General features: G+C 69.7%; 14 protein-coding genes and 1 pseudogene. 6 read left to right on the top strand and 9 right to left on the bottom strand.

Annotation, left to right across the window (positions count from 1 at the left end; genetic code table 11):
* The first annotated feature begins 31 nt into the window (after positions 1–31).
* A complete protein-coding gene (locus AC5592_RS00075; protein ID WP_084506241.1) occupies positions 32–1,276 on the top strand; it encodes an ArsB/NhaD family transporter in 1,245 nt (414 codons plus the stop codon).
* Here the strand turns inward: AC5592_RS00075 and AC5592_RS00070 are convergent.
* Positions 1,266–1,805 carry a TetR/AcrR family transcriptional regulator gene (locus AC5592_RS00070; RefSeq protein ID WP_371507038.1) on the bottom strand — a complete coding sequence of 180 codons (540 nt, stop codon included), beginning with the start codon at positions 1,803–1,805 and terminating at the stop codon, positions 1,266–1,268. The genes AC5592_RS00075 and AC5592_RS00070 overlap by 11 nt on opposite strands.
* 124 nt (positions 1,806–1,929) lie before the next feature.
* Between AC5592_RS00070 and AC5592_RS00065 the strand changes: the two genes are divergently transcribed.
* Positions 1,930–2,907, top strand: coding sequence for a quinone oxidoreductase family protein (locus AC5592_RS00065; protein ID WP_063063001.1), 978 nt, complete (start codon positions 1,930–1,932; stop codon positions 2,905–2,907).
* Between the two features lie 14 nt (positions 2,908–2,921).
* Here AC5592_RS00065 and AC5592_RS00060 read toward each other — a convergent pair whose 3' ends face one another.
* The 5 genes from AC5592_RS00060 to AC5592_RS00040 form a co-directional block, all read right to left on the bottom strand.
* Positions 2,922–3,479 (bottom strand): LppU/SCO3897 family protein, encoded by a 558-nt coding sequence (locus tag AC5592_RS00060; protein ID WP_036502719.1) that lies wholly within the window; start codon positions 3,477–3,479, stop codon positions 2,922–2,924.
* 109 nt (positions 3,480–3,588) lie between these two features.
* Entirely contained in the window at positions 3,589–3,846 is a 258-nt protein-coding gene (locus AC5592_RS00055) for a YciI family protein (protein WP_036502665.1), read from the bottom strand.
* Positions 3,846–4,355 (bottom strand): transcription antitermination factor NusB, encoded by a 510-nt coding sequence (gene nusB / locus AC5592_RS00050; RefSeq protein ID WP_051024705.1) that lies wholly within the window; start codon positions 4,353–4,355, stop codon positions 3,846–3,848. Before nusB ends, AC5592_RS00055 begins: the two co-directional genes overlap by 1 nt.
* A gap of 99 nt (positions 4,356–4,454) precedes the next feature.
* The gene (efp, locus tag AC5592_RS00045; protein WP_036502667.1) at positions 4,455–5,018 is read right to left on the bottom strand and encodes an elongation factor P; all 564 of its coding nucleotides are present in this window, start codon (positions 5,016–5,018) and stop codon (positions 4,455–4,457) included.
* Between the two features lie 80 nt (positions 5,019–5,098).
* Positions 5,099–6,235 carry a M24 family metallopeptidase gene (locus AC5592_RS00040; RefSeq protein ID WP_063063169.1) on the bottom strand — a complete coding sequence of 379 codons (1,137 nt, stop codon included), beginning with the start codon at positions 6,233–6,235 and terminating at the stop codon, positions 5,099–5,101.
* A gap of 165 nt (positions 6,236–6,400) precedes the next feature.
* On the opposite strand from AC5592_RS00040, the gene AC5592_RS00035 reads away from it, so the two are divergent.
* The 4 genes and pseudogenes from AC5592_RS00035 to aroB all read left to right on the top strand — a co-directional run bounded on the left by AC5592_RS00035 (position 6,401) and on the right by aroB (position 10,612).
* The gene (locus AC5592_RS00035; protein ID WP_232329131.1) at positions 6,401–6,982 is read left to right on the top strand and encodes a prepilin peptidase; all 582 of its coding nucleotides are present in this window, start codon (positions 6,401–6,403) and stop codon (positions 6,980–6,982) included.
* A 44-nt stretch (positions 6,983–7,026) separates the two neighbouring features.
* Positions 7,027–8,247 carry a chorismate synthase gene (gene aroC, locus AC5592_RS00030; protein WP_083870839.1) on the top strand — a complete coding sequence of 407 codons (1,221 nt, stop codon included), beginning with the start codon at positions 7,027–7,029 and terminating at the stop codon, positions 8,245–8,247.
* Between the two features lie 56 nt (positions 8,248–8,303).
* Positions 8,304–8,819, top strand: a pseudogene (locus AC5592_RS00025) (shikimate kinase); the annotation flags it as partial.
* Positions 8,820–9,475: 656 nt separating this feature from the next.
* Positions 9,476–10,612 (top strand): 3-dehydroquinate synthase, encoded by a 1,137-nt coding sequence (gene aroB, locus AC5592_RS00020; protein WP_063062999.1) that lies wholly within the window; start codon positions 9,476–9,478, stop codon positions 10,610–10,612.
* A gap of 60 nt (positions 10,613–10,672) precedes the next feature.
* Here the strand turns inward: aroB and AC5592_RS00015 are convergent, their stop codons facing one another.
* From AC5592_RS00015 to AC5592_RS00005, 3 genes are all read right to left on the bottom strand, one after another.
* Positions 10,673–11,146 (bottom strand): B-4DMT family transporter, encoded by a 474-nt coding sequence (locus AC5592_RS00015; protein WP_036502750.1) that lies wholly within the window; start codon positions 11,144–11,146, stop codon positions 10,673–10,675.
* A gap of 48 nt (positions 11,147–11,194) precedes the next feature.
* On the bottom strand, positions 11,195–12,037 hold the full coding sequence (locus AC5592_RS00010; RefSeq protein ID WP_063062998.1) for a shikimate dehydrogenase: 843 nt from the start codon (positions 12,035–12,037) through the stop codon (positions 11,195–11,197).
* Positions 12,027–13,282, bottom strand: a 1,256-nt coding sequence (locus tag AC5592_RS00005) for an endolytic transglycosylase MltG (RefSeq protein ID WP_063063168.1), incomplete at its 5' end; no start/stop codon positions are given. The genes AC5592_RS00010 and AC5592_RS00005, both read right to left, overlap by 11 nt.

The raw sequence follows: 13,282 nt of genomic DNA, 5'->3' as shown, positions 1-13,282 counted from the left end.
CCGGCGTGCGCCGTGGTGCGATGATGGCCGGATGTCCGAACCGGTGGCGCCCGAGCGCAACGCGCGGGACCCGGAGCCGGAGGAAGCCTCCGCACCGCGTGTGCTGGACTGGATCCGCATCGCCGTCCTCGCGGCCGGTGTCCTGTGCGTGCTGACCGGATGGCTGCCGCGCGCCGACGCCGAGGCGAATATGCGCCGGATCGGACCGCTGCTGCTGTTCCTCGGCAGCGTCATCGTGCTGGCCCATCTGGCCCGGCGCGCACAGGTTTTCGACGTGATCGCCCATCGTATCGCGATCGCCGGGCGGGGGCGCTATCCGGCGCTGTTCGTGCTCTGCGTCGGCTTCGCGTCCGTGACGACGATGGTGCTCAACCTCGACACCACCGCGGTCCTGCTGACACCGGTCATGCTGGCCTTGGCCCGGCCCGCGCGGATTCCCCCGTTGCCGCTGGCCATGACGACGTTGTGGCTGGCGAATACCGCGAGCCTGCTGCTGCCGGTGTCCAACCTCACCAATCTGCTCGCCGCCGACCGCATCGGGCTCGATGCCACCGGGTTCGCGGCCAGAATGTGGCTGCCCCAGCTGATCTCGCTCGCCGCGACCATGGCGGCGCTGTGGATCTGGTACTGGCGGCGCGGCCGGCGCGGCTCCGATCGCTACGTGGCACCGCCCCCGATCCGGCTGGAAAATGCGCGGGAACGGGCGCTGTTCGCGACGGCCGGCGGCGCCTGCGCGCTGTTCGTCCTGGCGATTCCGTTCGTCGGGGACCACATCGGCTACGCCGCACTCGCCGCGGCGGTCCTCGCCATCGCCGGATTCGCCGTGTTCGATCGCGATGCGCTGCGGCCGTCGTTGATCCCGTGGCAACTGCTGATCTTCGTGATCGGGTTGTTCCTGGTCATCCCGACTCTGGGCCGCTACGGACTCTCGGATCTGATGGCCGCGCTGATCGGCACGGATTCCGGTGCGGCCGGGGCCTACCGCGCGGCCGGGGCGGGCCTCGGGCTGTCGAATATCGTCAACAACCTGCCCGCCTACACCGCGGGTGAGGCGGTGATACCGCCCGAGCACCGAAACCAGTTGCTGTCCTTGCTGATCGGGACGAACGTCGGCGCGATCGCCACCCCGTGGGCCTCGCTGGCGACGCTGCTGTGCCTGGAGTTCTGCCGTTCCCATGCGGTCCGGGTGCCGCCGGTGCGGTTCGTCTGCACCGGGCTGGCGCTGGCGGTGGTCGCGACCGCGGGTGCGGTGGGCGGTGTTCTGCTCACGAGCTGACCACGGCGAGCACCACCTGCCGCACGGCCGCTCGTAGTCTCTCGCTCTCGCCCTCGCGCACCGCGGCGAGGGCGTAGTCGCTGCCCAGCATGCCGAACAGCAGGTGGCCGACCGCCTCGGCGTCGAGGTCCGGACGAGCCTCGGTCAGCAGCTTCGTGATGTGCTCCGCCCAGGTGGCGTGGAATTCGGAGGTGCGCGGATGCGGGGGCACGCTGCGGTAGGCGGCGACCATCAGTTCGACGTTGTCGGCGACCATCGTGGCCATCGCGTCGAAGAAGGCGAGCAGCCGCTCCCCCGCCGGCGCGCCCGGACCCAGCGGCGGCGGGCCGTCGGTGATCGCCGCCCGCAGCGTTTCGGCAGGCTCGGCGACCATCGCGTGCAGCAGCCCGGCGCGCGAGCCGAAGCGATGAAACACCGTACCTTTGCCGACTCCCGCCGTGGCCGCCACTCGGTCCATGGTCACGGCCTCGGCCCCACCCTCGGCCAGCAGCGCCCGAGTCGCGTCGAGGATCGCACGGCGATTGCGCACCGCATCGGCTCGTTCTCTGCGCTGCTGCGCCACTGTGCACTCCAGTCCCGTTGACAAACTTGACCGACGGTCCATATTCTTCCCGACGGAATATCTGGACCGTTAGTCAAGTTATGAGGTCGATATGCAGGCAATCGTAATGACCGGGGTCGGCGGACCGGAGGTCCTCGTCGCGCGCGACGTGGACGAGCCCAGCCCTCGGCCCGGCGAGGTGCTGATCCGAGTGGAGGCGGTGCCCGTGCTGTACCCGGAGACGATGTTGCGTTCGGGCATGTATCCGACGCCGAAGCCGACGCCCACGGTGTTCGGGACCCAGGCGGTCGGCGTCGTCACCGCTGTCGCCGACGACGTCGACCCGGAATGGAAAGGACAGCGAGTCCTGGTGGCGCGCAACGACTTCGGCAGCTACGCCGAGTGGATGTGCGCCCCTGCCGAATCCGCGGTCCGCATCCCGGACGGATTGTCGAGTGAGGCCGCCGCGGCGGTCGCGATGAGCGGATCGGTGTCCCTCGCCCTGCTGGAGGCCGCGGCACTCACCGGAACCGAAACCGTCCTGATCGAGGCCGCGGCCACCGGCATCGGCGGTTACCTCACCCAGTTGGCGGCCCGATCCGGCGCCGCGCACATCATCGCCACCGCCGGCGGGGCGGCCAAAACCGAGCGCGCCCGCGAACTCGGCGCGCACACGGTCGTCGACCACCGCGATCCGGACTGGCCGCGGCATCTCGGCGAACGCCTCGACAACACCACTGTGGACGTGGTTTTCGACTCGATCGGTGGCGAGAGCGCCGCGGCCGTCCTCGATCTCATGACTCCGCTGCGGGGCCGGATGCTCGGCTACGGCTGGCTGTCCGGCGCCCCCGCCCAAGTCACGACCATGGATCTGATCATGCGCGGACTCACCTTCACCGGCTGCTCCGGACCGCAGTGGCTGGCCGGGGTGGCGGCGAAGCGGGCGGCGGCATTCGAACTCGCCGCCGCCGGCGATCTCACCGTGCTGATCGACAGCGTCCTACCGCTGGCGGATGCGGCCGAGGCCCATCGGCGGGTCGACGAGCGTGCGACCTTCGGCACGATCGTGCTGCGTCCCGAGACCGCCTGAGCGCAGGACCGCGCTCACTTCGGTTGCGCCAGACAGAATGTCGTCTGCGGATCCGACAGTGTGATCACACTGTCGGACTCCGGGCCGCACAGCGTGTCGTCGGATTGTCCGTCGATGCGCTGGGCGACACGGAAACTCGCCTCCGGGGATGTGCAGTCGGCGTACTTGTAGCCGCTGAGCGGCGAATCCGCGTAGCACAGCCCCGCTTTGAAATTCGGCGCCAGGCACAGATATGCCAGCGTGCCGCCGTTGAGGGTTTCCTCGTACGAGGTGAAATCGGCGCCACAGTCGACCTTGTCGTTGTGCACCTGCGCGACCTTGTAGACGGCCTTGTCGGAGGTGCAGGCGACCGGTTCGGTATCGGAATCGACGGCCGAGGCGTTGATCACGTTGATGCAGTCACCGACCTTGGCGCGGGCGGTATCGGATTTGTTGTGATCCTTCGCGACCTGAACCCCCTTGTCGACACCCTTTTCCACCGCCGAGCAACCGGTCGTGGCCAGGGTTACCGCCGCGACGATCGCCGGGGCGAGACGCAGCGCCGCACGCGCTGTCGCCGAATTGAACCGCATCCGTTCCACCTTTTCTAGGTCAAGTGACCGGAACAGTATGCGGCCCCGGCGGGGCTCCAGGAAATTTAGCGGGTTTGTCCGATTCGGGAGCGGGAGCCGCGAGCGCGACTCAGCCCGTGATCTCCCATTCGTGGATCGTCAGCTCGGAGGCACCGGTGGTGTGGATGGGATCGGTGAACACCAATTCCCGTGCTGCCGAAAGATCTTCGGCCAGCACCAGGTATGCCCCGCCGCTGCCGTCGGTGAAGCGGCCGGTGCAATCCAGCTGACCTCGCGCGCGCACGTCGGCCAGCCATTCGCGGTGCGGTTCGATGACCGCGTCGGACCAGGCCGAGGTGCGCATCGCGAGAACGAGATATTTGATCATCACTCCCCGCCGTCGCGGCGGGTCGCGGCCGCGGCGGCGCGTACCTGGTCGGCCAGCGACACGATGCGGCCGAGCACGCCGTTGACGAACGCGGGCGAATCGTCGGTCGACAGTTCCTTCGCCAGCTCGACGGCCTCGTCGACCGCCACCACGGGCGGAACGTCGTTGGCGTGGAACAACTCCCACACCGCCACCCGCAGAATGGCGCGGTCCACGGCGGGCAACCGGCCCAGGGTCCAGTCCTGCAGATAGGACTCGATGGTGCCGTCGACGCGGTCCAGATCGTCGGCGACGCCTTCGACGAGGGTGCGGGTGTAGGGATTCACCGGGGCGACCTGTTCGTCGCGGCCGGCCAGGTCCAGACGCTCCACGACCAGATCGGCCGGGTCGACGTCACGCGCCTCGGCCTCGAAGAGCAGATCCACGGCCCGGCGGCGGGCCTTGTGCCGGGCTCCGAGTTTCTTGTGGGTGGACTTCTTGTCCACGGGCTGATCAGCCACGATCACCATTATCCCGTTCGCAGTGTCGACGGCGGCGCGTGCGATACCGGAAAGCCGGTACGCGCGCGCCGCCCATGGTTCCGGCGCCGGGCCGGTGGATCCGGAGGATCAGGCGTTGACCCGGCCCAGGTAGCCGCCGTCGCGCGAGTCGATCTTCAGCTTGTCGCCGACGTTGATGAACAGCGGCACCTGCACCTCGGCACCGGTCTCCAGGGTCGCGGGCTTGGTGCCGGCGCTGGAGCGGTCGCCCTGCAGGCCGGGCTCGGTGTGGGTGACCTCGAGTTCGACCGTGACCGGGAGCTCGACGTACAGCGGCGCGCCCTCGTGGGTGGCGACCTGCACGGTCATGTTCTCCAGCAGGAAGCCGGCGCCCTTACCGATGGTCCGCTCGTCGATGCCGATCTGGTCGAAGGTCTCGCCGTCCATGAAGATGTAGTCCGACCCATCGTGGTACAGGTAGGTCATGTCCCGGCGGTCCACGGTGGCGGTCTCCACCTTCACGCCCGCGTTGAACGTCTTGTCGACGACCTTGCCGGACAGCACGTTCTTCAGCTTGGTCCGCACGAACGCGGGACCTTTACCCGGCTTGACGTGCTGGAACTCGATGATCTGCTGGAGCTGACCGTCGATCTTCAGCACGAGGCCGTTCTTGAAGTCGCTGGTGTCCGCCACTGTCCTCGGATCTCCTTGTTAGTACTGTTCGACGTTCTGTAGGCCGGGCCGTAGGGCCCGGCCCGGTGGGGCAGCCGGGGTCAGTCGACCACGGTGAGGTCTTTGGTGGTGTGGGTGAGCAATTCCGGGCCCCCCGCACGAACCACGAGCGTGTCCTCGATGCGAACTCCGCCGCGGCCGGGGAAATACACACCTGGCTCGACGGTCACCGCCACGCCATCCAGAAGTGTACCGGTCGCGGTTTTGGCGACCGGAGGCGCTTCGTGGATCTGCAGTCCGACGCCGTGCCCGAGGCCGTGCACGAACAGGTCCCCGTGCCCGGCCGACTCGATCACCGAGCGGGCCGCGGCATCGACCGCCGCGCACGACACACCGGGCTTCAGCGCCTCGCGGCCGGCCTGTTGTGCCTCGTACACGAGCTGATAGATCTCGCGCTGCCAATCGGTCGGCTCGCCGAGGACCAGAGTGCGCGTCATATCCGAGTGGTAGCCGCCGACCACCGCGCCGAAATCGAGCTTCACGAAATCACCGGCGGCCAGGATCGCGCCGGTCGGGCGATGATGCGGCACTGCGGAATTGGCACCGGCGGCCACGATGGTCTCGAAGGCGATCGCGTCGGCGCCGTGCTCGAACATCAGCCATTCCAGCTCACGCGCGACCTGGCGCTCGGCACGGCCCGGGCGCAGCCCCCCTCGTTCGAGCAGAGTGGCCAGCGCGGCGTCGGCGGCCGCGCAGGCCGTCCGCAGCTGCTCGACCTCGTAGTCGTCCTTGACCGTGCGCAGTTGTTCGACCAGACCGGGCGCGGGAACGAATTGGAGCCCGCTGCCCTGTTCGACGAAGCCGCGGTGCTGGTCCACCGTCACGACGTGGCTTTCGAAGCCGACCCGGCCGATCTGCCATTCCCCGGCCAGTTCGACCAACCGCCGCGCACTGGCGCGAGCGATCTCGGCGCGCACGTCGGGCACCTGTTCGCCGACCTGGGTGAGGTAGCGGCCGTCGGTGCAGATGACGGTCCGCTCCCCGTCCTCGCCCACCTGGCTGCCGTCCCAGGAGTGCACCAGCAGGGCGGCGTTGGAGCCGGTGAAGCCGGTCAGGTACCGGATATTCACCAGATCGGTCACCAGCAGGGCATCGACCCCGTTCTCCACCAACAGGTCTCGCAACCCGGCCCGACGCGCAGCGTGGTCGGGACGCCGGGCACCGTCATCAGCAGACATGGCTGCCACGCTACCGCTGTCGTGTTGCGAGGCCGTCACGCCGTCTCCCGCACCCACGGCCGCGACCGGCGGCGAGCCGGTGTTACCCGTCGGGTGTTCACAACTGTTGCGGTTGTCCACATTTCAGGTTCGCGGGCAGGGGTGGGCTCTCGCCGACGAGAGACGATGGCTGCCATGACCACCGCCGCCTACCTCACCCTGATCGTCTGGTGCGTTGCGCTCAGCGTGATCGATATCCGGAGCGAGCGCCTGCCCGATGCGCTCACCCTGCCGGGTGCGGCGGCCGTGCCGATGTTCGCGGCCTCGACCGGCCGTGCCACCGCCGCGATCGCCGGTGCGCTGCTGCTCGCCGTGCCGTATCTGCTGACGCATCTGATCGCTCCGGCGGCGTGCGGGGCCGGAGATGTGAAATTGGCGCTCGGCACCGGTGCGGCCGCGGCGTGCGGAGGACCGTCCTGCTGGGTGTGGGCCGCGATCGGAGCGCCCCTGCTGACCGCCTCGGCCGGGATCGGCGTGCTGGTCGCGGCAGGTGTGGCCGCTCGCGCCGCCGCCGGCGACGCCGGCGGCGGCAGGCTGTTCGCGCGTGTCCGGGACGGCACCGCGATCGGGCCCGCGCCTTCCGGCGACCACCCTGCCGCGCCCCGCGATTCGAACCGTCGTCGCGGTGTGTTCGGCGCCTCGATCACCGTGCCACACGGGCCCGCGATGTGCCTGGCTACCGTTGCGGCACTGTGGCCCACGGTGTAGCCGCGCGGACACCGATGTCCGGGGAACCGTTGTGACGTGGAAAGATGGAGGTCGTGTTGCGCTGGATTACTGCTGGTGAGTCTCATGGTCCCGCTCTTGTCGCCATCGTCGAGGGGATGGTGGCCGGTGTCGAGGTGACCTCGGCCGATATCGCCGCGCAACTGGCGCGGCGGCGACTGGGCTACGGACGCGGCGCGCGGATGAAGTTCGAGGCCGACAAGGTCACCGTGATCGGCGGTATCCGCCACGGCAGAACCATGGGCGGCCCGGTCGCGATCGAGATCGCCAATTCCGAATGGCCCAAGTGGACCGAGGTCATGGCCGCCGACCCCGTCGACGAGGCCGAACTGGCCGAACTGGCCCGCAACGCTCCGCTGACGCGCCCGCGCCCCGGCCACGCCGACTACTCGGGGATGCTCAAGTACGGCTTCGACGACGCCCGCAACGTGCTCGAACGCGCCAGCGCCCGCGAAACGGCCGCCCGGGTCGCCGCCGGCACGGTGGCCCGGCAGTTCCTGCGCCAGGCCCTCGGCGTCGACGTCGTCTCCCATGTGGTCTCGATCGGCACCGCGGCGGCCCGCCCGGGTTTCGTGCCCACCGCCGCCGATCTCGAGGCCGTCGACGCCAGCCCGGTCCGCGCATTCGATCCCGAGGCCGAATCCGCGATGATCGCCGAGATCGAGGCGGCCAAGAAGGACGGCGACACCCTCGGTGGCGTCGTCGAGGTCGTGGTCACCGGACTGCCGGTCGGATTGGGGTCGTTCGTCAGCGGCGAACAGCGCCTGGATTCGCGGCTGGCCGCGGCCCTGATGGGCATTCAGGCCATCAAGGGTGTCGAGGTCGGCGACGGATTCGAGACCGCACGTCGTCGCGGCAGCGCCGCCCACGACGAAATGCGTCCCGGCCCCGACGGGGTGCTGCGCTCCACCAACCGCGCCGGTGGCCTCGAGGGCGGTATGACCAACGGCGAAGCCCTGCGCGTGCGCGCGGCGATGAAGCCCATCTCCACCGTTCCGCGCGCGCTGTCCACCGTGGACATGGCCACCGGTGACGAGGCCGTGGCCATCCATCAGCGCTCCGACGTCTGTGCCGTGCCCGCCGCCGGCGTCGTCGCCGAGGCCATGGTGGCGCTCGTGGTCGCGCAGGCCGTGCTGGAGAAGTTCGGCGGCGATTCCCTCGCCGAGACCGTCGACAACCTCACGACGTACCAGAAGCGTGTCCAGACCCGCCCGCACATCCCGGGCGTCGTGGCGTCGGAGGCATGAATGGCTGATCCCGCGCGCGGCACCGCCCGGGTCCGGCGCCCGGGACAGCCGTCGTGATCGTTCGCAGCGACCCCAGCCGGCCCAGCGTGATCCTCATCGGCCCGCCCGGTGCCGGTAAGTCCACGATCGGGCGCAAACTCGCCCGCGAACTCGGCGTCTCGCTCTACGACACCGACGCCGGGATCGAACAGGACACCGGTCGTAGCATCCCCGACATCTTCGCCACCGACGGCGAACCGGAATTCCGGCGCATCGAGGAGCGCGTCGTACGCCGCGCGATCCTCGCCGAACACGGCGTCGTCTCCCTCGGCGGCGGCGCGATCCTGTCCACGGCCACGCGAGAGTTGTTGCGCGGGCGCACGGTGGTGTACCTGGAGATCAGCGTGTCCGAGGGACTGCGCCGCACCGGGGCGTCGACGAATCGGCCGCTGCTCAACGGCGACGATCCGAGCGCGAAATATCGCGAACTGATGCGCGTGCGGCGCCCGCTCTACCGCGAGGTGGCCTCCATCCGGATTCGCACCGACGGCCGCAGCCCCGGCCGCGTCGTCCGTGCCATTCTGGCCAAACTCGGCGTCGAACCGACCGAAACCCTGGCGCCGCAACCGGATTCGACGAGTACCGAACCCACCGGCACTCGCCGCTCCCGTTCCCGGGGGCGCCGTCGCCGCACGCGCGCCGCGGCCGACGCCACCCAGCCCACCACCACATCCGGCGAAACCGAAGCCGCACAAACGGATTCGCCCGAGACCGACCGCACTCAGCCGCGGCGCCGAGCACGGCGTTCCCGCCGCGGCGGCCGCCGGCACTCCCGCAACCGGACCGGCACCCCGCCCGAGACGGCGCCCATCGGGCCGGCCCCGGACCGCCCCACCGTCACCTCCGAACGGGCGCCGGGCAGTGCGGACGCGAAACCTCCTGCCGCACAGCCGAATGCACGGCCCGGACGAGTGCGCCGCACCGCCACCCGCGCCGCCGGCCCTCCCGGCACGAGCCACAATCCCGGCGCGACCGCGGCACCGCATCCGGAACCGGCGCGCCCGGTCCGCTCCGGCACGGAGGCACGGCCGGCGCACGCAGCCGACGAAACACCTTCGCCCGCCGCACGTCTCGCGGGTGACGCCGCGCAGACCGCGCACGATGCGACAGCCGGGGCCGGTCGGTCCCGGCGCGCCCGCGCCCGCCGGGCACGCACACGACGAGCACTAGAGGAATCGGAGCAGCACACATGAGCGAGCCCACCCGCATCGAGGTCCGTACCGCCGATCCGTATCCGGTGATCATCGGCCGGGGGCTGCTGGGCGAACTGGTCGAGCAGGTCGCCCGCCATCCGGGAGTGCGGACGGTGGCGATCTTCCATCAGCCGCCGCTGACCGAGACCGCGGAGGTGGTGCGGCAGGCGCTGGCCGAGCAGGCCGTCGGCCCGCACGGTGACCCCCTCGACGCGCATCGCATCGAAATTCCGGACGCCGAGGCAGGTAAGGATCTCCCGGTCGCGGGCTTCTGCTGGGAGGTGCTCGGCCGCATCGGCCTGACCCGGCAGGACGTCGTGATCAGCCTCGGCGGAGGTGCGGCCACCGATCTGGCCGGCTTCGTCGCCGCGACCTGGATGCGTGGGGTGAAGGTCGTCCACGTGCCGACCACACTGCTCGCGATGGTCGATGCGGCGGTCGGCGGCAAGACCGGAATCAACACCGAGGCCGGCAAGAACCTGGTCGGCTGCTTCCACGAGCCGTCGGCCGTACTGGTGGATCTGGTCACCCTCGAAACGGTGCCGCCCAACGAGATCGTCGCGGGAATGGCCGAGATCATCAAGGCCGGATTCATCGCCGATCCGGTCATTCTCGATCTGATCGAACGCGACCCCGCCGCCGCCCTGGACCCGAAGGGCGATGTGCTGCCGGAGTTGGTCCGCCGCGCGATCCAGGTGAAGGCCGATGTGGTGGCCGCCGACCTCAAGGAGGCGAGCCTGCGCGAGATCCTCAACTACGGGCACACCCTCGGCCACGCGATCGAACGCCGGGAACGCTACCGGTGGCGCCACGGCGCGGCGGTGTCGGTGGGTCTGGTCTTCGCGGCCGAACTCGGCCGGCTGGCCGGGCGCCTCGACGACGCCACCGCCGATCGCCATCGCGCGATCCTGGAGAGCGTCGGCCTGCCGATCACCTACGACGCCGACGCACTGCCGCAGCTGCTGGAAAGTATGCAGACCGACAAGAAGACCCGCTCGGGCATTCTTCGATTCGTCGTTCTCGACGGTCTGGCCAAACCCGGACGCCTGGAGGGTCCCGACCCGTCGCTGCTGGCCGCGGCCTACGCGACCATCGCCCGCGAGGACAGCCCCGCCGGCGGAATTCTGCTCTAGGACACGAAAATCCGGGCCGCGGAGACGATCCGCGGCCCGGATGAGCCGATCAGTCGGCGCTCAGGCCGGGGAGGCCGCCGCCGGCGGCACCGAGGATTCGCTTTTGCGTCGATCCCGGCCCACCAGGAAGCGGCCGATCGCCACGCCGACCATCGCCGGGATGAAGATCATCAGCACGATGAACGAGGCACCGGCCGTCAACTCGAACAGCAGACCGTTGTCGCCGAGGTCGAACTTCGGCACGAAATCCAGCAGCCACGCCACCAGCCCGCTGCCCACACCACCGACCACGCCGGCCTTCAGCCAGCGCATGGTCAGGTCGGCACCGCCGCGCTCCGGATCGGGATTGGCCCGCCGATCACTGCGACCGTCGATCAGCCCCCAGGCCACGCCCGCGACGACCAGCACGATCAAGCACAGGATGCGCATCCACGAGCCGTTGGTCGGCGAGTAGATCATGCCGAAACCCAGCAGGGTTCGCAGTACGACGGTCAGCGCACCGAGGACTATGGCGCGCAACACCCACGAATTCATGTCGATCACCTTAGCCTGTGTTGTGACGTCATCGAATTGGAACCCGTTCTAGAAGTCGCGACGATCCAGAGCCGCTGCCATCGCCGCCCGCGGCGCGGGCCGGCCGGTGAACTGTTCGACCTGGCCGTAAGCCTGATTCAACAGCATCTGCAAGCCGCTGATGACGGTATGTCCCGCGCGCCGCACGGCCGTAGCCAGCGGCGTCGGCCACGGGTCGTAGATCGCGTCCAGCACCATCGGCGCCGCCGCGACCGCGTCGGCCACCACCGCCGCACCGGCGGCCGGTACCGAGCTGACCACCGCGTCGGCCCGCGCACACGCCGTGCGCACCCGATCGGCGTCGAAATCGGAGAACGCCGTCGCCATCCCGAGCTGCCGGGCCAGGGCGAGGGTCGGCTCGGCCCGCTCGGCGTCGCGCGCGACCACGGTGACCGTCTCGGCGCCGAGTTCCGACAGCGCCAGCAGTGCCGGTCGCGCGGTGCCGCCCGCTCCGAGCACGACCGAGCGGCGCACCGATTCCACGCCTCCGCCCTGCAGCGCGCCGCGCACGCCGTCCACATCGGTGCAATCGGCTCGCCACCCGCTCGCCGTGCGCACCAAGGTGTTGGCGGAGCCGACCAGAACGGCACGCTCGGTCCGATCGCCGGCGTAGTTCAGTGCCGCGACCTTGCCCGGCATCGTCACCGACAGCCCGACCCAGTCCGAATCCAGCCCGTCGACGAGGCCGGGTAGTTGCTCGCCGGTGCATTCGATGCGCTCGTAGGTCCAGTCCAGACCCAGCGCCCGATAGGCGGCCAGATGCAGTTGCGGTGACCGCGAATGCGCGATCGGGCTGCCCAGCACCGCGGCCTTGCGTCCCGATGCCGGCGACCCCGTTCCGTTATCGGCCACTGTCGAGAATTCCGCTCTGCTGGGCGCGCTGGATATTGCGCAGATGTTCGCTGTAGCTCTCGGTGAACATCGTGGTCCCCTGTTTGTCGACGGTGACGAAGTACAGCCACGGTCCCGGCGCCGGACTCTCCACCGCGCGCAGGGCATCCAGCGACGGTGAGGAGATCGGTGTGGCCGGCAGCCCCGGCATGGCGTAGGTGTTCCACGGGGTCTTGCGGGCGCGGTCGGCGTCCGTCGTGGCGACCTCGGTGCGGTCGAGGGTGTAGTTGACCGTGGAATCGAGCTGCAGCGGCTGATCGACCGCGAGCCGGTTCACGATCACCCGCGCCACCTTCGTCATGTCCTGCGGCAACGCTTCCCGTTCGACCAGCGAGGCCGCGATCAGCGTCTGATACGGATTCAGTTTGTTCGTCGCCCCCGACTGCAGCAGTCCGGTCGTCTCATAGCCTGCGGCACTCTCGCTCACCAGCTGCGCCAGAATCTGCTCGGGCGTGCCGGACGGATCGAAATCCCAGGCGCCCGCGGCGATCATCCCCTCGAGCTGGCGGGTGCGATCGGGCACCTTGCGCACGGCGTCGACGGCCCAGGCCGGAACGCCCAGCGCGGTCGCGTCGGCGGTGGCCCCGGCGGCATCGAGTTGTTCGTAGGTCACGCACTTCTTGTCCGCACCGGTCCCGACGCAACTGGCGTCGGCGATCTTGCGGTAGATGCCCTCGTTGCGGGCGCCGGTGTTCACATCGGTGGAGTCGTGCAGCCGCCGCCCTTCGGAGACCACCACGTTGCCCACCCGGGAAGTCTTCTTCAGCAGAGCCGCGACCGCGTCGACGCCCTTGCTGTGCGTCGGCACCGCGTAATAGCCCGGCTGCACCGACGTGATGCCCGAATTGCGCATGGCCGCTTGATAGAAGGCCCCGCTGCTGCGCACGACCCCCTTCTCGACCATGGTCTGGGCGATCTGTTCGGCGGTGTCACCGGTGTGCACCTGGACCACGGCCAGCGGGCCGGGTGATCCGTCGAAATCCTCCGGTCCGCCCATGGAACGGATGAACTTGTATCCGGCGTAGCCACCGGCCACCACGAACAGGACGACGAACACGCAGCCCAGAACGACCAGATTCCGGCGCCGGCGCTGCCGCTCGGCAGCCTTACGGGAGGCCACTCGGGTGCGACGACCGCGCCCGCCGGGCGAGCCCGACCGGGCCGGCCGACTCGCGCCGCGCGCCTTCTGTTCCCCGGGGGACTTGG

This window comes from Nocardia violaceofusca NBRC 14427 (genome assembly GCF_963869435.1).
Classification (GTDB): Bacteria; Actinomycetota; Actinomycetes; order Mycobacteriales; family Mycobacteriaceae; genus Nocardia; species Nocardia aobensis.
Note: the sequence above shows the minus strand (reverse complement) of the source record. Positions and strands in the feature narration are given on the sequence as shown.